The 20,219-nt window shown below is 67.2% G+C and carries 21 protein-coding genes and 1 riboswitch; of the genes, 10 read left to right on the top strand and 11 right to left on the bottom strand.

The annotated features are described in order from the left end of the window. Positions 1–29: 29 nt before the first annotated feature. The 7 genes from ACQY5A_RS19955 to ACQY5A_RS19925 all read right to left on the bottom strand — a co-directional run bounded on the left by ACQY5A_RS19955 (position 30) and on the right by ACQY5A_RS19925 (position 6,290). Complete coding sequence (locus ACQY5A_RS19955; protein WP_428342047.1) at positions 30–365, bottom strand: hypothetical protein; 336 nt, start codon at positions 363–365, stop codon at positions 30–32. A 28-nt stretch (positions 366–393) separates the two neighbouring features. Further along, positions 394–2,187, bottom strand: a complete 1,794-nt coding sequence (locus ACQY5A_RS19950) for an acetyl/propionyl/methylcrotonyl-CoA carboxylase subunit alpha (protein WP_428342046.1) — start codon at positions 2,185–2,187, stop codon at positions 394–396. 101 nt (positions 2,188–2,288) lie between these two features. Continuing rightward, complete coding sequence (locus ACQY5A_RS19945; protein WP_428342045.1) at positions 2,289–2,723, bottom strand: SufE family protein; 435 nt, start codon at positions 2,721–2,723, stop codon at positions 2,289–2,291. Further along, complete coding sequence (locus ACQY5A_RS19940) at positions 2,723–3,613, bottom strand: sulfurtransferase (protein ID WP_428342044.1); 891 nt, start codon at positions 3,611–3,613, stop codon at positions 2,723–2,725. Before ACQY5A_RS19940 ends, ACQY5A_RS19945 begins: the two co-directional genes overlap by 1 nt. A 58-nt stretch (positions 3,614–3,671) precedes the next feature. Beyond that, entirely contained in the window at positions 3,672–4,316 is a 645-nt protein-coding gene (locus tag ACQY5A_RS19935; protein WP_428342043.1) for a Maf family protein, read from the bottom strand. 4 nt (positions 4,317–4,320) lie between these two features. Continuing rightward, a complete protein-coding gene (locus ACQY5A_RS19930; protein WP_428342042.1) occupies positions 4,321–4,584 on the bottom strand; it encodes an acyl-CoA carboxylase subunit epsilon in 264 nt (87 codons plus the stop codon). 59 nt (positions 4,585–4,643) lie between these two features. Next, entirely contained in the window at positions 4,644–6,290 is a 1,647-nt protein-coding gene (locus ACQY5A_RS19925) for an acyl-CoA carboxylase subunit beta (RefSeq protein WP_428342041.1), read from the bottom strand. A 110-nt stretch (positions 6,291–6,400) separates the two neighbouring features. Between ACQY5A_RS19925 and ACQY5A_RS19920 the strand changes: the two genes are divergently transcribed. Together ACQY5A_RS19920 and ACQY5A_RS19915 are read left to right on the top strand one after the other, a co-directional pair. After that, the gene (locus ACQY5A_RS19920) at positions 6,401–7,219 is read left to right on the top strand and encodes a biotin--[acetyl-CoA-carboxylase] ligase (protein ID WP_428342040.1); all 819 of its coding nucleotides are present in this window, start codon (positions 6,401–6,403) and stop codon (positions 7,217–7,219) included. A 15-nt stretch (positions 7,220–7,234) separates the two neighbouring features. Next, positions 7,235–7,753: a PH domain-containing protein gene (locus tag ACQY5A_RS19915; protein ID WP_428342039.1), complete on the top strand. Its 519-nt coding sequence runs from the start codon at positions 7,235–7,237 to the stop codon at positions 7,751–7,753. Here ACQY5A_RS19915 and ACQY5A_RS19910 read toward each other — a convergent pair. Continuing rightward, positions 7,708–8,367, bottom strand: coding sequence for a GtrA family protein (locus tag ACQY5A_RS19910; protein WP_428342038.1), 660 nt, complete (start codon positions 8,365–8,367; stop codon positions 7,708–7,710). The two genes, ACQY5A_RS19915 and ACQY5A_RS19910, sit on opposite strands and share 46 nt — an antisense overlap. 142 nt (positions 8,368–8,509) lie before the next feature. Between ACQY5A_RS19910 and ACQY5A_RS19905 the strand changes: the two genes are divergently transcribed. The 4 genes from ACQY5A_RS19905 (at position 8,510) to ACQY5A_RS19890 (ending at position 14,203) form a co-directional block, all read left to right on the top strand. Continuing rightward, positions 8,510–9,682, top strand: a complete 1,173-nt coding sequence (locus tag ACQY5A_RS19905) for a 5-(carboxyamino)imidazole ribonucleotide synthase (RefSeq protein ID WP_428343255.1) — start codon at positions 8,510–8,512, stop codon at positions 9,680–9,682. Between the two features lie 60 nt (positions 9,683–9,742). After that, positions 9,743–10,255, top strand: coding sequence for a 5-(carboxyamino)imidazole ribonucleotide mutase (gene purE / locus ACQY5A_RS19900; RefSeq protein WP_428342037.1), 513 nt, complete (start codon positions 9,743–9,745; stop codon positions 10,253–10,255). A gap of 35 nt (positions 10,256–10,290) precedes the next feature. Next, positions 10,291–11,460, top strand: coding sequence for an acyl-CoA dehydrogenase (locus tag ACQY5A_RS19895; protein WP_428342036.1), 1,170 nt, complete (start codon positions 10,291–10,293; stop codon positions 11,458–11,460). Between the two features lie 94 nt (positions 11,461–11,554). Beyond that, entirely contained in the window at positions 11,555–14,203 is a 2,649-nt protein-coding gene (locus ACQY5A_RS19890; RefSeq protein WP_428342035.1) for an ATP-binding protein, read from the top strand. On the opposite strand, the gene ACQY5A_RS19885 is transcribed toward ACQY5A_RS19890, so the two are convergent. Both ACQY5A_RS19885 and ACQY5A_RS19880 read right to left on the bottom strand, forming a co-directional pair. Further along, positions 14,204–14,983: a DUF2127 domain-containing protein gene (locus tag ACQY5A_RS19885; protein WP_428342034.1), complete on the bottom strand. Its 780-nt coding sequence runs from the start codon at positions 14,981–14,983 to the stop codon at positions 14,204–14,206. A gap of 36 nt (positions 14,984–15,019) precedes the next feature. Further along, complete coding sequence (locus ACQY5A_RS19880) at positions 15,020–16,726, bottom strand: PPE family protein (protein ID WP_428342033.1); 1,707 nt, start codon at positions 16,724–16,726, stop codon at positions 15,020–15,022. Between the two features lie 76 nt (positions 16,727–16,802). Beyond that, a riboswitch (cobalamin riboswitch) is annotated at positions 16,803–16,989 on the bottom strand. Positions 16,990–17,050: 61 nt separating this feature from the next. Here ACQY5A_RS19880 and ACQY5A_RS19875 point away from each other — a divergent pair. Next, entirely contained in the window at positions 17,051–17,449 is a 399-nt protein-coding gene (locus ACQY5A_RS19875) for a hypothetical protein (protein WP_428342032.1), read from the top strand. Then, entirely contained in the window at positions 17,446–17,946 is a 501-nt protein-coding gene (locus tag ACQY5A_RS19870; RefSeq protein ID WP_428342031.1) for an N-acetyltransferase family protein, read from the top strand. Before ACQY5A_RS19875 ends, ACQY5A_RS19870 begins: the two co-directional genes overlap by 4 nt. On the opposite strand, the gene ACQY5A_RS19865 is transcribed toward ACQY5A_RS19870, so the two are convergent. Next, positions 17,943–18,848 carry a class I SAM-dependent methyltransferase gene (locus tag ACQY5A_RS19865; RefSeq protein WP_428342030.1) on the bottom strand — a complete coding sequence of 302 codons (906 nt, stop codon included), beginning with the start codon at positions 18,846–18,848 and terminating at the stop codon, positions 17,943–17,945. The genes ACQY5A_RS19870 and ACQY5A_RS19865 overlap by 4 nt on opposite strands. A 339-nt stretch (positions 18,849–19,187) precedes the next feature. Here ACQY5A_RS19865 and ACQY5A_RS19860 point away from each other — a divergent pair, with 339 nt between their 5' ends. Together ACQY5A_RS19860 and ACQY5A_RS19855 are read left to right on the top strand one after the other, a co-directional pair. After that, positions 19,188–19,478 (top strand): hypothetical protein, encoded by a 291-nt coding sequence (locus tag ACQY5A_RS19860; protein ID WP_428342029.1) that lies wholly within the window; start codon positions 19,188–19,190, stop codon positions 19,476–19,478. Positions 19,479–19,564: 86 nt separating this feature from the next. Next, entirely contained in the window at positions 19,565–20,218 is a 654-nt protein-coding gene (locus ACQY5A_RS19855; RefSeq protein ID WP_428343254.1) for a cation transporter, read from the top strand. Position 20,219: the final 1 nt, after the last annotated feature.

Here is a 20,219-nt window from a genome sequence, read left to right as displayed (position 1 = left end):
CCAGGTCAGCGAAGTCGATGCACTTAGATTTAACGTGAATTGTGTTTGGCCGCAACGATTGCGGTGGCGAAGCGCCGGACGGAATCGGCAGCCGAGCCGGCCGCGTCCTCGTGGCCGGCGCGTGCTCGTCGGACGATGTCCCCGGTTGCGGGATCCAGCGTCACCTCGGCCAACAGTTCACCGGTCGAGGGCTCGCACACCGCCCACGTGTAACGCGAGTCCGCCGACCATTCGGCAGCCCTGCGCGAAACGTGGTCTGGATCGGTCGCGCCGAGCTCGGCCAGCGCGGGCCGGTCGTCGATGCGATCGTCGGCGCGAAGCCCGCGCAGATACCACTGCCCGGCGTTGATCTCGATGGGATCCATGAGCCGGATCGTCCGAAAGCCTCCAGCGCTATCTGATCTCGGCCAGCACTGTGCCCTGGGTGATGGCGGCACCGGGTTCGACGGCCAGGCCGGTGATGACGCCGTCCTTGTGCGCAGTGACCGGGTTCTCCATCTTCATGGCCTCGAGGACCACCACCAGGTCGCCGGTCGAAACCTCTTGTCCCTCTTCGACAGCCACCTTCACCACGGTGCCCTGCATCGGAGCGGTCACCGCGTCGCCGGACGCCGCACCGCCGCCGGCGGCACCGCGCTTGCGCGCTTTGGGCTTCTTGCGGATCACGTCGCCACCGCCGCCGCTGCCGTTGGACAGCGCCAAGTCGCCTGGCAGCGACACCTCCAGCCGTCGGCCGCCGACCTCGACGACGACCTTCTGCCGCGGCAGGGCTTCGTCTTCTTCGCCTGCCTCGCCGCCGGTGAACGGCTCGACGGTGTTGTCCCACTCTGTCTCGATCCAGCGGGTGTGCACCGTGAAGCCGTTCTCGTCGCCGATGAACGCCGGGTCCGACACCACCGCCCGGTGGAACGGGATGACGGTGGCCAGGCCCTCGACATGGAACTCGTCCAGCGCCCGGCGCGAACGCGCCAACGCCTCTTCTCGGGTGGCGCCGTACACGATCAGCTTGGACAGCATCGAGTCGAACTGGCCGCCGATCACCGAGCCGGCCTCGACGCCGGAGTCCAGCCGCACACCGGGCCCGGTGGGAATGTCGTAGCGCGTGACCGGGCCAGGGGCCGGTAGAAACCCGCGTCCGGCGTCCTCGCCGTTGATCCGGAACTCGATGGCGTGCCCGCGGGGCGTCGGGTCCTCGGTGATGTCCAGCTTGTCGCCGTTGGCGATCTTGAACTGCTGCAGCACCAGGTCGATGCCCGCGGTCTCCTCGGTCACCGGGTGTTCGACCTGCAGACGGGTGTTGACCTCGAGGAAAGAAATCAGCCCGTCCTGGCCGACCAGGTACTCCACCGTGCCGGCGCCGTAGTAGCCGGCTTCCTTGCAGATCCGCTTGGCGGATTCGTGAATCTCTTTGCGCTGCGCGTCGGTGAGGAACGGTGCCGGCGCTTCCTCCACCAGCTTCTGGAAGCGGCGCTGCAGCGAGCAGTCGCGGGTGCCGGCGACCACGACGTTGCCGTGCGTGTCGGCGATCACCTGAGCTTCGACGTGGCGCGGCTTGTCCAGATAACGCTCGACGAAGCACTCGCCGCGACCGAACGCGGCGACGGCCTCGCGGGTGGCTGACTCGAACAGTTCGGGGATCTCCTCGATGGTGCGCGCCACCTTCATGCCGCGGCCACCACCGCCGAACGCCGCCTTGATGGCGACCGGCACGCCGTACTCCTTGGCGAAGGCCACCACCTCGTCGGCGTCCTTGACCGGCTCGGAGGTGCCGGGCACCAGGGGCGCCTGCGCCTTGGCGGCGATGTGTCGCGCGGTGACCTTGTCGCCGAGGGCGCGGATCGACTGCGGGCTGGGCCCGATCCAGATCAGGCCGGCGTCGAGGACGGCCTGAGCGAAGTCGGCGTTCTCCGACAGGAAGCCGTACCCGGGGTGGATCGCATTGGCGCCGGATTTTTCGGCTGCTTCCAGCAACTTGGCGAAGTCGAGGTAGGACTCGGTTGAGGTCTGGCCGCCCAGCGCGAAGGCCTCATCGGCCAGCTTCACGTGCGGGGCGTCGGCGTCTGGCTCGGCGTACACGGCCACGCTGGGCAGTCCCGCGTCCTTGGCCGCGCGGATGACCCGCACCGCGATCTCACCGCGATTGGCGACAAGAACTTTCGAGATCGTCGAGCTGGCGTGACTGGCCACTTCGCCTCCTGGTGAGCACGTCTGTGATGTCTAAGAGAAATTCTTACAAGTCGTTTCGGGGGAAGTTTATGCGGCGCGCCGAGAGCGACGAGACCCGGTGTCTACTTCTCTGAGTTCTCGGGGGCGTCGCGCACTCGGCGCTTGATTCGGGCGAGCATCGCCGACATGCCGCGCAGCCGCAGCGGGCTGATCATCTCGGCCAGACCCAGATCGGCATAGAAGTCCTCGGGCACCGCGAGGATGTCGGCGGCGGACTGCTCGTCCAAGCCGGCGGCCAGGATCGACGCGAAACCACGGGTGGTGGGAGCTTCGACGGGGGCGCTGAAATACAGCCGCACGCGGGCTGGATCGTCGGCGTCGACGTGTAAGAACAGCGGCGACTGGCACTCGACCACGGGCTCCATGGCCGCCTCTTCGAGGTCGGTGGGCAGCGCCGGCAGGTCGTTGGCGAATTCCAACAGAAGGTTGAGCTTGTCCTGGCCTTGGAGTTCGGCAAAGTCGGAGACAACCTCGGCCAGCGATGCGGGCATGCTCATCAGGCCGGTACTGCACCCGGAGTATCGCCGGCGACAATCGGTACTCGCACCGCGTTACCCCATTCGGTCCACGAACCGTCGTAGTTGCGCACGCCGGGGATGCCCAGCAGATGCGTCAACACGAACCAGGTGTGGCTGGACCGTTCGCCGATGCGGCAGTAGACGATCGTCTTGTCGTCCGGCTCGATGAACCCGTACAGCTTCTCCAACTCGTCGCGGCTGCGAAACCGCCCGCTGTCGTCGGCGGCCTTGGCCCACGGGATCGACTGTGCCGTCGGGATATGCCCGGCCCGTAGCGCGCCCTCTTCGGGGTAGTCCGGCATGTGGGTGCGTTTGCCGGTGTATTCGTCGGGCGAGCGCACGTCGATCAGCGGCCCGGCGCCCAAGGCGCCCAGCACGTCGTCTTTGTAGGCGCGGATCGGTGCGTCGTTGCGCTCAACGACGGGGTAGCCCGACGAGGTGCGGCTCGGCACGTCCAGCGTGGTGTCGCGCCCGTCGTGCATCCACAGGTCGCGTCCGCCGTTGAGCAGCCGTACGTCCGGATGGCCGAAAAGGGTGAAGACCCACAGTGCGTAGGCGGCCCACCAGTTGCTCTTGTCGCCGTAGATCACCACGGTGTCGTCGCGCGAAATACCTTTGCGGTCCATGAGTTTCGCGAACTGCTTGCCGTCGATGTAGTCGCGCACCCGCGGATCGTTCAGGTCGGTGTGCCAGTCGATTTTGACGGCCCCGGGGATGTGGCCGACGTCGTAGAGCAGGACGTCTTCATCGGACTCGACGATGGCGAGTCCGGGACGGCCCAGATTGCCGGCCAGCCAGTCGGAGGTGACCAGCCGTTCCGGATGGGCGTAGGCGCTCAGCGTCGAGCTGGGATCTGCTGGTAGAGGCACACCGCGAGCCTACCCGCCGGTCCGCTTCGGGCGTTGCGGCGTTGACGCGGGGAGGAGTTCACGATTCGACCGGGTTGGCCGCCCACAGATCGGCGATTGACACGCCCACGCGCTGCAGCAGCGCCCGGGTGTGCGGCAGGCTCAGGCCGATGACGTTGGACGGGTCGCCCTCGATCCGGTCGACGAACCAGCCGCCCAGCCCGTCGATGGTGAACGCGCCGGCTACCCCCAGCGACTCGCCGCTGGCCAGATACGCCTCCAGGTCCGCCGGCGCCGGAGCGGCGAAATGAACTGTGGCGAGAAAGGATTCGGCCGCGCGATGCGTGACTTTGCCGTCGGCCAGCCGTAGCAGGCAGTGGCCGGTGTGCAGCTGACCGGACCGACCGCCCATCGACTGCCACTCCCGACGCGCCGAATCGATCGACGCGGGTTTGCCGAGCAGTCGGCTGTCGAGGTAGAGCATCGAATCACAGCCAACGACAACGCAATCCGCGGAGTCGGCGGGATCGAGCAGGGTGACGACGTGCTCGGCCTTGGCCTCGGCGAGGCTGCGGACCACGTCGCCGGGTGCAGCATCGGCGCCCAATGCGGCGACGATCGCGTCCTCGTCGATCCCGGACACCACGACCAACGGTTCGACTCCGGCTTGCCGCAGCACCCGTCGCCGGCCTTCGGACGCCGACCCGAGGACGAGTCGGGTCATCGGGTCACTTGCCCCGCATGTGGGCCCGTTGCTGCAGGCTCATGCGCTGCCAGCTGTGGATCGAGTAACGCAACTTGTCGACGGGCATTCCCCACTGGGAGAACAACGGCGTCGGCGGTTCGGCACCTCCCGTGGCGCTGCTCAGCACCGCGACCAGCGCAGCCACCTCCGCGTGCGTCGGCGAGCCCTTGAGCACCTGGATGTGCGGAGCGTGCGGCTGGTTGGTCTCGGGTGTTGCGGTCTCGTCGCTCGCAGCGTCCTCGCTCACAGGGGCTGGATCGTTCGTCTCGTTCCCGTCACTCACTGCGTTCGTTCCGCTCACTCGACTCACAGGGGGATGTTCCCGTGCTTCTTGGGCGGCACTTGGGCGATCTTGCGCTCCAGCAGCCGCAGCGCGGTCGCGATGTAGCCGCGGGTGTGCGACGGCGGGATCACCGCGTCGACATAACCCCGCTCGGCCGCGATGTATGGATTGACCAGGGTGTCCTCGTACTCCTGCTGCAATTCCAGCCGAAGCGCGTCGACGTCCTCGCCGTCCTTGGCGGCTTTCTTGAGCTTCTGGCGGTAGACGAAGCCGACCGCGCCGGAGGCGCCCATCACGGCGATCTGCGCCGTCGGCCACGCGACGTTGACGTCGCAACCCATGTCCTTGGAACCCATCACGCAGTACGCGCCGCCGTAGGCCTTGCGGGTGATGACGGTGATCTTGGGGACGGTGGCCTCGCCGTAGGCGTACAGCAGCTTGGCGCCGCGGCGGATGATGCCGTTGTATTCCTGGCCGGTTCCCGGCAGGAAGCCCGGCACGTCGACCAGCATCACTACCGGAATGTTGAAGCAGTCGCAGGTCCGCACGAAGCGAGCGGCCTTTTCCGAGGCATTGATGTCGAGGCAGCCGGCGAACTGGGTGGGCTGGTTGGCGACGATACCTACCGAGCGTCCCTCGATGCGTCCGAAGCCGACGACGATGTTTCCGGCGTAGCCCTCCTGGATCTCGAGGAACTCGTCGTCGTCGAGGATCCGCCGGATCACCTCGTGCATGTCATATGGCTGGTTGGCCGAATCCGGGATCAGCGTGTCGAGCTCGAGGTCCTCCTCGGTCAGGTTGTCCTCTATCGCACCCTCGGGAACAGGAACCGCGAACTTCGGGGCGTCGGTGAAGTTGTTCGGCGGCAGGTAGCTCAGCAGATCGCGGACATAGTCCAGGGCGTCCTGCTCCCCGGAGGCGACATAGTGCACGGTGCCCGATTTGGCCATGTGGGTGTGGGCGCCGCCCAGTTCTTCCATGGTGACGTCTTCGCCGGTGACGGTCTTGATCACGTCGGGACCGGTGATGAACATCTGGCTGGTCTGGTCGACCATCACGACGAAGTCGGTCAAGGCGGGCGAGTAGACGTGGCCGCCCGCCGCGGCGCCCATGATCAGCGAGATCTGCGGGATGACGCCGGAAGCCAGGATGTTGTTGCGGAAGATCTTGCTGTACAAGCCGAGCGAGACCACGCCCTCCTGGATGCGGGCGCCGGCGCCGTCGTTGATGCCGATCAGCGGCCGGCCGGTCTTGAGGGCCAGCTCCTGCACCTTGACGATCTTCTCGCCGTAGACCTCGCCGAGGCTGCCACCGAACACCGTGGCGTCCTGGCTGAAGATGCAGACGTCGCGGCCGTCGATGGTGCCGTAGCCGGTGACGACGCCGTCGCCGAGCGGGCGGTTGCGCTCCAGCCCGAAATTGGTGCTGCGGTGGCGGGCCAACGCGTCGAGTTCGACGAACGATCCCTCGTCAAGCAGGGCGTGAATACGCTCCCGCGCAGTAAGTTTGCCCTTTTCGTGCACTTTCTCCACGGCGGCTTCTCCCACCGGGTGCAACGTCTCTTCGCTCCGCTTGCGCAATTCGGCGAGCTTGCCCGCGGTGGTGTGAATGTCGATCTCGTGCTCGGCGCGGGCCTCAACGTGGGCGTCGGACTCGGAAGTGCTCGTCATGGCTCCCGATCTTAGCGGTCCCTTAAATTGTGATCCTCGTCGACAGCGTCGAGTCTGCGTCCACGGCGGAATTTTTGCGGAAATCACGCCGTCAGCGCAGAGTGAAAGCCTTGAGCTCACACTCGGTCGAAAAGCCGCCCCGTCAACCGCTCAACGCCGCGGCCCTGCGTGACGGGCTGGTCGGGCCGGGCCTGCCGTGGCGCCAACTCGACGTGGTCGCCGAAACCGGTTCCACCAACGCCGATCTGCTTGCACAGGCCGAAGGCGGGGCCGACATCGACGGCTCGGTCTTGCTCGCCGAATACCAAAACGCCGGCCGAGGTCGCCACGGACGGCAGTGGTCGGCGCCGCCGCGCACACAGGTGGCCTTGTCGGTGGGAGTGGCCGGCGCGTCGGTGCCGAGGCCGGGCTGGGGATGGCTGACGCTGGCCGTCGGTGTCGCCGTCGCGGACGCGCTGGCGACGGTGGACGTTGCGGCTGGTCTGAAGTGGCCGAACGACGTGCTGGTGGACGGCGGCAAGTTGGCCGGGATCCTGGCTGAGGTGGCCGCGCCGACACCGCTGATCGTGGTGGGCCTCGGGCTCAATGTGACGTTGACCGCCGACGAGGCGCCCGACCCGCGTGCCACCTCGCTGCTGATGCTGGATTCATCGGTCACCGATCGAAACACATTGGCGCGCAAGATACTTCGTGAGTTGGCGCTGCGCATCAATGCGTGGCGCACGGCGGGCGGTGCCGACGCGGCGCTGATCGCCGACTATCAGCGCTACAGCCTGACTCTCAATTCTCGGGTTCGCGCCAGCATGCCCGGCGACCGGGAGGTGGTCGGGGTCGCCCGATTCGTCGACGAGACCGGCCGCCTGTGCGTCGACACCGGGGCCGAGACTGTGGCGATATCTGCCGGAGACATCACGCACCTGCGTGCGTGAGTCTAAAGTGCCAGCGTGGGCTACCCCGACAACGTGCTGTCAGGCGACGAGCAGGTGGTATTGCACCGCCATCCGCACTGGAAGCGGCTGTTCTGGCCCGTCGTTGTTCTGATTCTGTCCAGCGCGGCGGCGTCGTTTGGCTGCGCGGTGGTCAACGGCACCACGTGGGACCCGAACGCCAAACAGGTCGTCTACTGGGTGATCGGCGCGATCTGGCTGGTGCTGATCGGCTGGTTGACGTTGTGGCCGTTGCTGAACTGGCTCACAATCCATTTCGTCATCACCGACCGGCGGGTGATGTATCGGCACGGTGTGCTGAGCCGCAGCGGCATCGACATCCCGCTGGCCCGGATCAACAGCGTCGAATTTCGTCACCGGCTGATCGATCGACTACTGCGCACGGGCACCTTGATCGTCGAATCGGCGTCACAAGATCCGTTGGAATTCCACGACATTCCGCGCGTGGAGCAAGTCCACGCGCTGCTGTATCACGAAGTCTTCGACACCCTCGGCTCCGAGGAATCACCGAGCTGATTCACCCGAGTACGGCGCGTGCGCCACGCCCGCATCAGCGTGACATTGCCGCTCTCCTGGACGTCCTCGAACACCTCGGCGATACCGCCGGCGGTGAGCGCCGACTCCAGCGCGCTGTCCGCACCGCGCGTGGCCTGGTCGGGGAACACCCAGCGCCGGAACGCCCAGAACCGGAACGCCATCTGCAGCAGATTGCCGATGACGTACGCCGAGATGAAGTCGGCGATGTTCTCCGCGGTCAACGACACCGCGGGCACCCGCAGGTCCAGGACGTAGCTGGAGACCCACAGCGGAGCCATGCTCAGCATCACCCCGACGCCGCTGAACGCGAAGAACAGCAGGGCCTCATGGTGGCGCTCACGGCCGCCGCGGTCGCGGAAGCTCCATTCCCGGTTCAGGATGTAGGACGCGATGACCGCGACGATCCCGGCGATGACCTTGGCGGTCACCGGCTTGGGCTCCAAAATCGTCAGCTTCAGCGTGTAGAAGATCGCCGAGTCGATGACAAACGTGGTCGCGCCGACGATCGCGAACTTGATCAGCTCGTGATGGCGCTCGGCGTAAGGGCGGATCGGCCCCGGTAGTCGGGCGATCGTGGCATCGGCGAAGGACACAATGTCGCAGTCTACGTATTAGTGGTTAAGGGTGCTCTGTGACTATGCCAGCGCCGCTGAATGGCCCGTTCACACCTGCTTGGGGGCCATGACACCATTGGTCGCTGTGACGAGTACCCCCAACTCCTCGCCCAAGGTAGCCATGGTCGGCGGCGGTCAGCTCGCCCGGATGACCCACCAGGCGGCGATCGCGTTGGGTCAGAGCCTGCGGGTGTTGGCCGAGGATGCAGCCGATCCCGCCGCGCAGGTGAGTCCCGACGTGGTGATCGGCTCGCATACCGATCTCGACGCCTTGCGCCGAGTGGCCGCCGGTGCCGCCGCCCTGACCTTCGATCACGAGCATGTGCCCTCTGAGCTGCTGGAAAAGCTCGTCGCCGAGGGGGTCAACGTTGCGCCGCCACCGCAGGCCCTGCTGCACGCTCAGGACAAGATCGTCATGCGGCGACGTCTGGAGGCGCTCAGCGCCCCGGTGCCGCGCTACGTGGTCGTCGAGAGCGGCGAGGACCTGGACGGCATCGTTGATTTCGCTGATGGGCCGGTTGTGGTCAAGGCGGCCCGGGGTGGCTATGACGGTCGCGGAGTGCAGATGGCCGAAGACGCGGCCCAGGCCCGCGAGATCGCGGGTCGATATCTGGATTCCGGCGTCGCCGTATTGGTCGAGGAGCGGGTCGCGATGCGTCGCGAACTCTCGGCGCTGGTGGCGCGCTCGCCGTTCGGGCAGGGCGCGGCCTGGCCTGTGGTGGAGACGGTCCAAAGCGACGGCATCTGCGTGACGGTGATCGCGCCCGCACCGGATCTGCCCGGCGACGTCGGTGCCGCAGCTCAGCAGCTGGCGTTGAGGCTGGCGGACGAACTCGGCGTCGTGGGTGTGCTGGCGGTCGAGCTGTTCGAAACCGTCGACGGCGGGCTGCTGGTCAACGAGCTGGCGATGCGTCCGCACAACTCCGGGCACTGGACCATGGACGGCTCGCGCACCAGCCAGTTCGAGCAGCATCTGCGGGCGGTGCTGGACTACCCGCTCGGCGCCACCGACGCCATCGCACCGCTGACCGTGATGGCCAATGTGCTGGGTGCCGCGCAAACCCCGGCGATGACGCTCGACGAACGGCTGCACCATCTGTTCGCGCGGATGCCCGACGCCCGGGTTCACCTCTACGGCAAGGACGAACGACCGGGCCGCAAGATCGGCCACGTCAATTTCCTCGGCCACAACCCGGCTGAGTTGGCAAACCTGCGTGAACGCGCCGAACGCGCGGCACACTGGTTGTCAGATGGGGAATGGACGGACGGATGGGATCCGCATTCAGATGAGTGAGTCGGCCGGCGACGACAGACAGCGCAGTGCGATCCGAAAGCGCGGGAGGAGCGGCGTCCAATGACCCACGTCAGGGTTGGCGTGATCATGGGCAGCGACAGCGACTGGTCGGTGATGGCCGACGCCGCCGATGCGCTGGCCGAGTTCGACATCGGCTACGAGATCGGGGTGTACTCCGCGCACCGGACCCCGCAGCGGATGCTCGACTACGCCCAGCAGGCCGCCGACCGGGGCATCGAGGTGATCATCGCCGGCGCCGGTGGCGCGGCCCACCTGCCCGGCATGGTTGCCTCGGCGACACCGCTGCCGGTGATCGGCGTTCCGGTGCCGCTGGCCAAGCTGGACGGGCTGGACTCGCTGCTGTCGATCGTGCAGATGCCGGCCGGGGTGCCGGTGGCCACGGTGTCGATCGCCGGGGCCCGCAACGCCGGCCTGCTCGCGGTCCGCATCCTGGCGGTGCCGGATGCCGCTCTACGCAGCCGGATCGTGGATTTCCAAAAAGAGTTGGCGGAGGCGGTGCTGGTCAAGGATTCGGCTCTCAAACAGCGTCAAGGTAAAGTTACCGACGAGTAGCACCGCGCAGTCGGGCACAAAAAGAGGAGGCCGAGATGGCTCAGTGGGCCGGAGATTCGTCGTTCGATATGTTTCAGCTGCCTGAGGAGCACAACGAGCTGCGGGCCGCGATCCGCGCGTTGGCGGAAAAAGAGATCGCGCCGCACGCCGCCGACGTCGACGAGCAGTCGCGCTTCCCCGACGAGGCACTCAAAGCCCTCAACGCGTCCGGCTTCAACGCCGTGCACGTGCCCGAGGAGTACGGCGGCCAGGGTGCCGACTCGGTGGCCGCGTGCATCGTGATCGAGGAAGTGGCCCGGGTCGACGCGTCCGCCTCGCTGATCCCGGCGGTCAACAAGCTGGGCACGATGGGCCTGATTCTGCGCGGCTCCGAGGAGCTGAAGAAGCAGGTGCTCCCGACGCTGGCCTCGGACGGGTTGATGGCGTCCTACGCGTTGAGTGAGCGCGAAGCCGGCAGCGATGCGGCGGGCATGAAGACGCGCGCGAAGGCCGACGGCGACGACTGGATCCTCAACGGGGCCAAAGCCTGGATCACCAACGGCGGCAAATCATCGTGGTACACGGTGATGGTGGTGACCGACCCGGACAAGGGCGCCAACGGCATCTCGGCGTTCATCGTGCACATCGATGACGAAGGCTTCACCATCGGCCCGAAAGAGAAGAAGCTCGGAATCAAGGGCTCGCCGACCACCGAGCTGTACTTCGAGAACTGCCGGATTCCCGGCGACCGGATGATCGGCGAGCCGGGGACCGGTTTCAAGACCGCCCTGGCCACCTTGGACCACACCCGGCCCACCATCGGCGCGCAGGCGGTCGGGATCGCGCAGGGCGCGGTCGACGCCGCCATCGCATACACCAAGGACCGCAAGCAGTTCGGGAAATCGATCAGCGAATTCCAGGGTGTGCAGTTCATGCTGGCCGACATGGCGATGAAGGTCGAGGCCGCGCGGCTGATGGTCTACAGCGCCGCCGCCCGCGCCGAGCGCGGTGAGTCGAATCTGGGCTTCATCTCGGCGGCATCGAAGTGCTTTGCCTCCGATGTGGCGATGGAAGTCACCACCGACGCCGTGCAGCTCTTCGGTGGCGCCGGATACACCATCGATTTCCCGGTGGAGCGTTTCATGCGCGACGCGAAGATCACCCAGATCTACGAGGGCACCAACCAGATTCAGCGGGTGGTGATGTCGCGCGCGTTGCTGCGCTGACACGCTAGACAGGCCATACACCCACAGCAAACTTTCAGCGAATGCGCAGTTGACGCACATCCGGGGGCCGGTGGCGCTACAGTCACAGTGCATCATGTCCCCTCTGGTGAATCCCTTGCTGGAACGCGAGGCGCCACTGGCGCAGCTGAATGCGCTGGCGCGCCGCGCAGCCCGTGGCGGCCCTGGGGAAGTGGTGTTGCTGCGCGGGGAGGCCGGAGTCGGCAAGACCGCGCTGTTGGCCCGGTTCGCCGATCAACGCGAGCCGCGGCTGCGGGTGCTCCGCGGATGGTGTGACCCGTTGGGCGCGCCGCGCCCGCTGGGCCCGCTGACCGACGCCCTATCGGGGCTGGACGGGGACGCCGGAGCCGCGCTGGCCGCGGCGGTCGACTCGGGCCAGACCGCACGGATCTACCGACAGCTGTTGTCCGCGTTGGCCGACGGCAGCCGATGGGTGTGGGTGATCGAAGACGCGCACTGGGCCGACGGCGCCACCCTTGACCTGGTGCGGTTCCTGTCACGGCGGATCAGTGCGCTGCGGTTGCTGCTGGTGATCTCATTCCGGGACGACGAGCTGGCGCCGGCCCATCCGTTGGCGGTGACGTTGGGGGACCTGGCGAACTGCGCCAAGGTGAACCGAATTGAACTGTTGCCGTTGAGCTTGCCGGCGGTGGCCACGTTGGCCGCCGGTAGCGGCGTCAACGCCGGACAACTACATCAGGTCAGCGGCGGCAACCCGTTTTTCGTCACCGAGGTATTGGCCGCGGGACCGGACGCCCTGACCCGGGAAGCCTTGCCGCGCAGCGTTTCCGAGGCAGTCTGCGGTCGACTGGCCCGGCTGTCGGCCAAGGCCAGGGAGATCACGCACGCGGTCGCGGTGTGCGGTCCGCGTGCCGATGTCGCACTGCTCGAGCGGATGTGTCCCGAAGCCCGGCCGGCACTGCATGAGTGCCTGGGTGCCGGGGTGCTGGTCGCCGACGGAGACCTGATCCGGTTTCGTCACGAGCTCGCCCGTAGGGCAACCCGGGCGCAGATCCCTGACTTCGACCGGATTGAATTGCACCGCCGCGCGCTGATTACGCTGGCCGCACCGCCAGTTGATCCGAACACGTTGGCGGCGTTAGCCTTTCATGCAGACGAGGCCGGCGATCGCGAGGACGCCGTCCGCTACGGGATAACCGCCGCAGAGCGGGCCGCGTCGCTGGGGGCCAATCGGGAAGCCGCGAGCCTGTACGCGCTCGCGTTGCGCCGCGCGGATGCCGGGTGCGACGACGATCGCGCGGTCTGGCTGGAGCGCCACGCGTTCGCGTGTTACCTGAGCGGTCAGGCCGAGCCGGCTGTCGCATCGTTGGGCGAGGCGATCGTCCTGCGTCGCAAGCTGTCTGACCAACTCGCCGAAGGCGACGACCTTCGCTGGCTGTCGCAGCTGCTGCAGCCGCTCGGGCGCGCCGGCGAAGCCATCGACGCGGCGCACGCGTCGCTGCGGCTGCTGGAAGGGCTCGGTCCGTCGCCGCAGCTGGCCTGGTCATTGATCAACATGGCACACATCAGCGCGCTGGAGTTGGACCCGGCGTGTGCCGACTACGCCGCCCGCGCTCACGCGCTGGGCTGCGAAATGAACGATCCCGCAGTCGATATCCGGGCCCGCGGTTACACGGCGCTCACCGAGGTGTTCAGCAAGGGGACCGGCTGGGACGAGCTGGAGGCCGTCTGGCGGGAAGCACTGGCGACCCCGGGGCTCGAGGAGCACGCGGGTGTGCTGGGCGTACTGATCTACTGGTATGCGGTGCTGCGCTGCGAGTTGCAGCGCGCCGAGGGTTATCTGGCGGTGGCGTCCCGGTTCTGCGACGAACGCGATCTCGGCATGTTCAGCTCGCTGCTGACCGCCGCCGCCGCGTTGGCGGCGTTGCACCAAGGGAATTGGGATCTGGCGGCCCGCAACGCCGAACAGATTGTGACCCGTCCCGAGCTCAGCCCGCAGCACCGGGTGCTGCCGCTGGTCACGCTGGATCTGCTGCGCGCCCGGCGCGGCCAGCCGCCCACAGCTCGGTCGGCGGACGAGGCCGGAAACACCGATGAACCCGGCGACCTGGTGCACCTCGGCGTGGTCTGGGCGGCGCGCGCCGAAGTGGCCTGGCTGGCCGGCGACGACGAGCGGGCCGTTGCCGAAGCCCGTGCCGGCCTGGCCGCATCGGGCGAACGCGCCGACCCGTGGCTGCTCGGCAGTCTACGCCGATGGATTCGCCTGGCCGGCACCACCATTGACGCCACCGACGCCACTGATAGCGGCGCGCCGACTCCGTTCGACCTGGAGGTCGGCGGGCAGTGGGAGAGCGCCGCGCAGGAGTGGTCGGACCGCGGCTGCTCCTACGACGCGGCCTTGGCCCTCCTCGGTGGGGACATGACCGCGGTGAAGTCGGCGCTGGACACCTTCCGCCAGCTCGGCGCGAAGGCCGCCGCGCGGCGCGCTCAGCAGAAGCTGGCCGGCTTGCGCGAGCGGGCGCCGCGCACGCGTCAGGCGGACAAGCTCTCCGACCCGCACGCTCTGACCGGGCGTCAACGCCAGGTAGTCGAGCTACTCGCCGCCGGTCGCAGCAACCCCGAGATCGCCGCCGAATTGCACATCAGCCCGAAAACCGTTGGCCACCACGTCGAAGCGATCCTGGCCAAGCTGGGCGTCCAGAACCGCACCCATGCGGTCGCCTACGCTCTGCGGCACCGGGCCATCTTGGAGGCCGAGTCGTAGTTACGCCGTCGCGCCGGCGGCTGTTCCGCTCAGCCCTGCGCTCTCCACGCTGAGCAGACTTTCCGCTTCATGCTCGTCCCGGTAGGCGTTGCCACCGCCGTTCAGCCCGAACAGCCGTTTGCTCCACAACAGCCACACCACCGCGACGATGTTGATGATCAGCGCGAAAATCCGCAGCGCCGTGACCTTTTCGGTCACCTCGTAGATCTCCAGCGGCAGGAACACACTGGTCGCGATCACCGCGAAGTACTCACCCCAGCGCTGCATGAGCCACAGCCCGACCGCCTCGATGAGCTCGATCAACGCGTAGCCGGCCAGGCCGAGTGCGATCCACTGCAGCGTGGACGACGACAGCGCGAAGGCGTGCGAGATCTGGTGAACGAGCTTGGAGTGCTCTGGATCCCAGCCAATCTGGTTGGCGAGTGGCTTCAACAACGGGATGTCATTGTCCAGGATCTGCTGCAGCCGTTCACGTGATCCGCTGACCTTGAGCACGCCCGCCGCCAACAGCAGGAAGATCACGGCGCGGAATGCGCGCTCGACGGCGAGCAGCCTCATCAGGGTGCGATCCCGCAGGAATCGCCCGCGAGGAATTTCTGGGGCCGTGTTCGCCGGGCCCCGGCGGCGCGGCGGACCGACCACGAACGTCTCGCAGCGCAAACAACGCCAGGCTTCCCCGGCGGGTGTGTCGACCGTCAGGCGTTCGCGGAGATCGGGCTCATCGGGAGCAAAAGTCGCATGCCCGCGCAGCCCGCACGAGCGCAGGGCGAAATCCACCATGAGTGCACGCTACAGCGACGTGGCCGCCAGACGGCCTCAGTCGAGGTCCGGGTTCCAGGTTCCCGGCAACATCGGCACCGTCGAGCTGGCGCCGAACTGATCCAGGGTCAGCGTGGCCAACCCCGACGGTTCGGCCCCGCCCTCGCGGGCTGCGCTGCCGGCGAAGCCGAGGGTTCCGGAGTCGCGTTGTGAGGCGGTCACGGTCGGCTCCAGGTCCATGTACTCGTAGCCGCGGCCGATCATGGCGGTCTTGGTCGGCCGTCGCCGCCGTGCCGGTTGTCGTCCATCGGGAACCGTTGCGGCCGCGAGTATTTCGGCGCTGTCGGGCACTGCTGACTTCTGGGCGCGCTTGCTGGCGCCTCGGGCCTGCTGTGCGGCCAGGCCCAAGTCGCCGACCATGTACATGTATGCGGGCATCGTGACGCCCGTCGGTCCCGCCGGTGTGGGCGGAGGAAGGGGCACGGATGCTGCAGCCGGGGCGTGGGCCGGCGTCACGGGGGCGGGCGCGGGCGCCATCGGGGCAGGCGCGGGGGGCGGAGGCGGAGGCGGAGCCATCGCGAAAGCCGGGGTCATGGCCGGCACGGCTGCCGCCGGCAGCCCGGCCAGTTCTGCCAAACCGGCCAGGCCCGCCAGCCCGACCGGCGCGACGGCCAGCGGCGCCAACGTGGCGGTCGCGAGCGGCAACAGAGCCGGTATCAGGATGGGCAGCGTCGATTCGAGGATGTAGTGCAGCACCTGGATGGTGTTGCCGACGGTGGACCCGGCGATTTCGACAAGCGCCGTCGGGACGACCAAGATCAGCGCCTGCGGATTGACGGCCGCGGTGTAGATGATCGCCAGGAGGTCGTCGACGATGACGAGGCCGGTGAAGGCGACGTAGGACCCCGGGTCGAGTGGAACCGAGAACACATAGGCGAGACTGAAGGGGTTGAGGTAGCTCAACGGGTCGCCGGTGAAGGCCAGCCAAGACCCAGGCACGCCGACCGGCGGCAACCACGACGGGTCCAGTCCCGGCAACCACGTTGCGATGGGATCGTCGACCCCGGTGTAGCCGATCTGGTTGAAGAAGTCGAGTAGCTGTTGATAGAGCGGGAATTGGGTGGGGTCGGGGTACGGGGGCTGGGGGAACAGCCCTTCCAGATAGCTCTGCACGTCCTCGAACCGCTGGGGCGGAGCTGGCGGGGTTGCGTCGGCGGGTGAAGCTGTCTTTGCGATCGTCGGAGCCGCTTGGGTCGTCGGAGCTGCCGCGACCGATGCCTCCGCCACGCCCTCGTAGGTGCTCATCACGGTGGCGGCCTGCACCCACATCCGTGCGTAGTCGCCTTCGTTGAGTGTGATCGGGATGGTGTTGATGCCAAGGAAATTCGTTCCCAACAACACCGCGTGGGTGGCGTGGTTGGCGGCCAACTCACCCAGGGTCGGCATCGCGTCCACCGCGGCCGTGTAGGCGGCCGCCGCGGTTTCGTGCTCGGCAGCCCTGGCGGCGCTGTTCGCGCTTTCCTGTTGCAGCCAAGCCAGATAGGGCGCATGGGCGGCGGCATAGCTCTCGGCGCTCGGACCCTCCCAGGTCTCGGCCTGCACGCCGGCCAGCACGGCGGTCAGTTCGTCGGCGACCTCGGTGTAGGTGGTACTCAACGCGGTCCACGCCCCCGCGGCCGCGAGCAGGGAACCCGGACCCGGTCCGCTGCTCAGCAGCGTCGAATGCACCTCGGGAGGCGCAGCCATCCAGATGGGCGCGGTCACAGCCGGCCGTCGGACATCGAAGACAACAACGCAGGCAGCGTCACGGGGACCTCGCTCTCGGGGTCGACCGCCCCGGCTAGCAGGACGCGATGACGTGAGTCTCCTGGCTCTCGGATCGCAGCTTGCCTCGCCTTCCAACCTTTCGGCCGTGGCTGATGAGGGTCGCTCCCCGATGACAGTGGCGGGACCGCACCGGAATTGCACCGGTTTCCTCTGTCGTCATCGCCTAACGGCGGAATTGTCCCATACCAGGTCGAAAGGGGCAGTAAATCGGCCCCGCATCAACTGTTCTAGCCTGCGCGTTCGATCTGTACGGTGACCACAATGACCGAAAACACGCGTGAGGTCGTGCGTGATCAATTGCTGCTCGACGCTCTCCGCGGGCCACTCGATCTCAATGCGGTGGACTGGCGGGTCAAGCATCAACATGCGTCGGCCTCGCCGTTGGAGGTGCAGCACGAGACGCTGGATGCCATTCGGGAATGGGTGAGCGACGAACTGTTCCGGCTCGGCGAACTCGGCAGTAAGGCGAAACGCTTTGCCGCCTGGCATCATTCGCTCGATCACTCGCTGCACAAGATCTCGCACGCCTACGTCAAAGGCTACGACGACCCCGAGAAGTGGATGTTCTCGGTGTGGCTGGCGCTCACCGCGAAAGGCGAGCTGCTGGCGCGATCGATCGAGGCCAAGGACATCGACGGGTACCGTCCCGAGGCGCCGTGAGCACAGTGCAGGTGCGGTCGGCGACCGAGGAAGATCTGGTGCGCGTCCGCGAGATCGTCAACCACTACATCGAGCATTCCGTCTTCAATTTCCGGACCGAGCCGCAGGGTATCGACGAGGTGCGTGCCCTTTGGGCGCAGCGGCACCAGCGGTTTCCGTGGCTGGTGGCCACCGTCGACGACCACGTCGTCGGAGCAGCGTACGCGGGACCATGGAACGAGCGCGCCGCCTACCTGTGGACCGTTGAGTCCACCATCTACGTCGACCCGGCCGCGCATCGTCGGGGAATTGGCGACGCGCTCTACAACGAGTTGCTTGATCGTCTGCGCCGCAAGGGATTTCACAGTGCGGTCGCCGTGATCGCGTTGCCGAACGATCCAAGTGTCCGGCTACACGAGCGGCACGGGTTCGCTCGCGCCGGCCATCTTCTGCAGGCCGGTTTCAAACACGACGCGTGGCACGACGTCGGCTTCTGGCAATGCCTGCTGGAAAGTTAGACCTCGCCGAGTTGCGCTGTGCAGTAATAGTTTTCGGTCTGGCCGTCGTTGCGCTCCGGCGCGGGCAGGCCGGCATCGACCAGCAATTGGGCCGACCGGTGCCTGGTCGTCTGCCACCCACGCTCGTCCAGGTAGGGCGCGACGTCGCAGCGCTCGCCGCTGTACCAGAGGTCGTCGAGGCGGGCGTCGAGGCCGTGCTGATACCAATTCTCCGACGACGCGTGCATGACCTCCAGCGACTCAGGCGAGCTCAAGAAGATCTCCACGACCAGCCTGCTGCCCGAGGCGCTGAGCTCGGTGATGTTGTCCAGCAGGCGATCCTGGGCTTCCGGCGGCAGGAAGGCCAGTAGGCCTTCGGCGACCCATACGGTCGGACGCGAGGTGTCCAGGCCCGCCTGTCGTAGCGCCGCGGGCCAGTCGTCGCGCAGGTCGATCGGCACGGCCCGCAGGTCGACGGTGGGCTCGGCACCCGCGGCGGCCAGCGTCGCGGTCTTGAAGTCGGTCACCTGCTGCTGGTCGATCTCGAATACCACGGTCCCGGCGGGCCAGGACAGTCGGTAGCCACGAGCGTCGAGGCCGGAGGCCAGGATCACGACCTGGCGAATGCCGGATCTCGTCGCGTCGGTGACGAACTGGTCGATCAGCCGAGTGCGGACCGCCAGCAGGTCGGTCATCGGCTGCATGCCCCACGGGTGGCCGGGAATGTCGACCTCGTCGCCGCTGATCTCGCCGTTGGCCCAGCGGGTGAAGAAGTCCACTCCGACCGCCCGCACCAGCGGCTCGGCGAACGGATCGTCGATCAGGCCGGACAGCGTGGCGCGGCCCCGGCCGGCGGCCACCATGGTGGCGGTAGCCCCCACGCTCGTTGCGAGATCCCAGGTGTCGTTCTCGGTACGGGTCATGTCCGCCAGGGTAGCCATCTGATGCTGGGAATCAGCTTGTGGTGGTGCGCCGCGACACCGCTGGCCGTGCTTCTCGGGGGTCCCACCACGATTTCGTCGTCGCAGATCGGCGCGACGATGAACAGGACGCTGCGTGGGGTGCTGAACGGAGTGGGCGGCGTGGGGGAGGGATGTTCGAAAGGTGTTCATGTCAGCCAGTTTTCGTCGGCCGCTCACGGCAGGACATCGGGAGAAATCTCCATATTTGATTGCGCGGGTCGGAATTCAGCGACATCACTTAACGCACCGGCCAGTTTCCATTCACTTTTCCGGGGTCGCGGCCGAATAAGGTACCGCGTTATGAGCGCACCTTCGCCTGTGCCCCCGTCAGTGGTGGCATCCGTCGGCACCTGGTCGGCACCGCGGTGGGAGACCACTTTCATCAGCGTGACGAACGAGAACCTGCAAGTCGTCATCGACGAAGCGAACCGGCACACGAACGCTCATGGGCTCGAAGGCTGGGAGGTGGTGAACTCCTCGGTGCAGCGCGTCCAGGTCTCTCACCACTTCGCCGGATACGACAAGGGCGGCGAGTTCTATTTCGAGTGGAGCATCGTCTGCACCATGAAGCGGCCGATGCCGCCGGTTTAACAGTGCGGCGGGTACGCCCGCGGGAGGGGTTGACCTAACATCGCTGGGTGACCGAATCCCGTTCGACGGGCGATCAGGCCGACGTCGTGGTCGACGACTGCTGCGCCACATCCGGGCCCGGACATGCCGTCGCACATGACTCGCACTGGCAGCACGGCGCGAGATGGGCGTATCGGCTGGCCTGGGTCAGCATGGTGGCGATGCTCACCGAAGGCGTGGTCGGGCTGTGGCAGGGCCTCTCGATCGGCTCCATCGCGCTGACCGGGTGGGCACTGGGCAGCCTGCCGGAGGCGCTGGCCAGCGCGATGGTGGCCTGGCGTTTCTCGGGCGCGCGGAAGGCGTCGGCGACGGCTGAGCGTCGCGCGCAGGTCGGCGTCGCCTGGTCGTTCTGGCTGACCGCGCCATACATCGCCGCCGAATCCGTCCACCATTTACTTGATCGGCACGACGCCGAGACGTCGGTGATCGGGATCGTGCTGACCGCCGTCTCGCTGGTGTTGATGCCGATCCTGGGCCGCGCCAAGCATTCGCTCGCCGACCGCCTCGGTTCGGCGGCCACCGCGGGCGAAGGCACCCAGAACTACCTGTGCGGGGCGCAGGCCGCGGCCGTGCTGGCCGGTCTGGCGGTTGCCGCGATCTGGCCGAGCGTGTGGTGGTTCGACCCTGCGATCGGTCTGGGCATCGCGGCCGCGGCGATCTGGCAGGGCGTTAGGTCCTGGCGCGGTGAAGACTGCTGCTGAG

The sequence above is a fragment of the Mycobacterium sp. genome, from assembly GCF_965277065.1.
In the GTDB taxonomy this organism is placed as follows: Bacteria; Actinomycetota; Actinomycetes; order Mycobacteriales; family Mycobacteriaceae; genus Mycobacterium.
Note: the sequence above shows the minus strand (reverse complement) of the source record. Positions and strands in the feature narration are given on the sequence as shown.

Coding starts and splice junctions, on each gene's coding strand:
- ACQY5A_RS19945 (WP_428342045.1), bottom strand. CDS start 2,723: ATGAGCATGCCCGCATCGCTGGCCGAGGTTGTCTCCGACTTTGCCGAA.
- ACQY5A_RS19875 (WP_428342032.1), top strand. CDS start 17,051: ATGACCGAAAACACGCGTGAGGTCGTGCGTGATCAATTGCTGCTCGAC.
- ACQY5A_RS19925 (WP_428342041.1), bottom strand. CDS start 6,290: ATGACGAGCACTTCCGAGTCCGACGCCCACGTTGAGGCCCGCGCCGAG.
- ACQY5A_RS19860 (WP_428342029.1), top strand. CDS start 19,188: ATGAGCGCACCTTCGCCTGTGCCCCCGTCAGTGGTGGCATCCGTCGGC.
- ACQY5A_RS19895 (WP_428342036.1), top strand. CDS start 10,291: ATGGCTCAGTGGGCCGGAGATTCGTCGTTCGATATGTTTCAGCTGCCT.
- ACQY5A_RS19890 (WP_428342035.1), top strand. CDS start 11,555: ATGTCCCCTCTGGTGAATCCCTTGCTGGAACGCGAGGCGCCACTGGCG.
- purE (WP_428342037.1), top strand. CDS start 9,743: ATGACCCACGTCAGGGTTGGCGTGATCATGGGCAGCGACAGCGACTGG.
- ACQY5A_RS19885 (WP_428342034.1), bottom strand. CDS start 14,983: ATGGTGGATTTCGCCCTGCGCTCGTGCGGGCTGCGCGGGCATGCGACT.
- ACQY5A_RS19935 (WP_428342043.1), bottom strand. CDS start 4,316: ATGACCCGACTCGTCCTCGGGTCGGCGTCCGAAGGCCGGCGACGGGTG.
- ACQY5A_RS19955 (WP_428342047.1), bottom strand. CDS start 365: ATGGATCCCATCGAGATCAACGCCGGGCAGTGGTATCTGCGCGGGCTT.
- ACQY5A_RS19865 (WP_428342030.1), bottom strand. CDS start 18,848: ATGACCCGTACCGAGAACGACACCTGGGATCTCGCAACGAGCGTGGGG.
- ACQY5A_RS19905 (WP_428343255.1), top strand. CDS start 8,510: ATGGTCGGCGGCGGTCAGCTCGCCCGGATGACCCACCAGGCGGCGATC.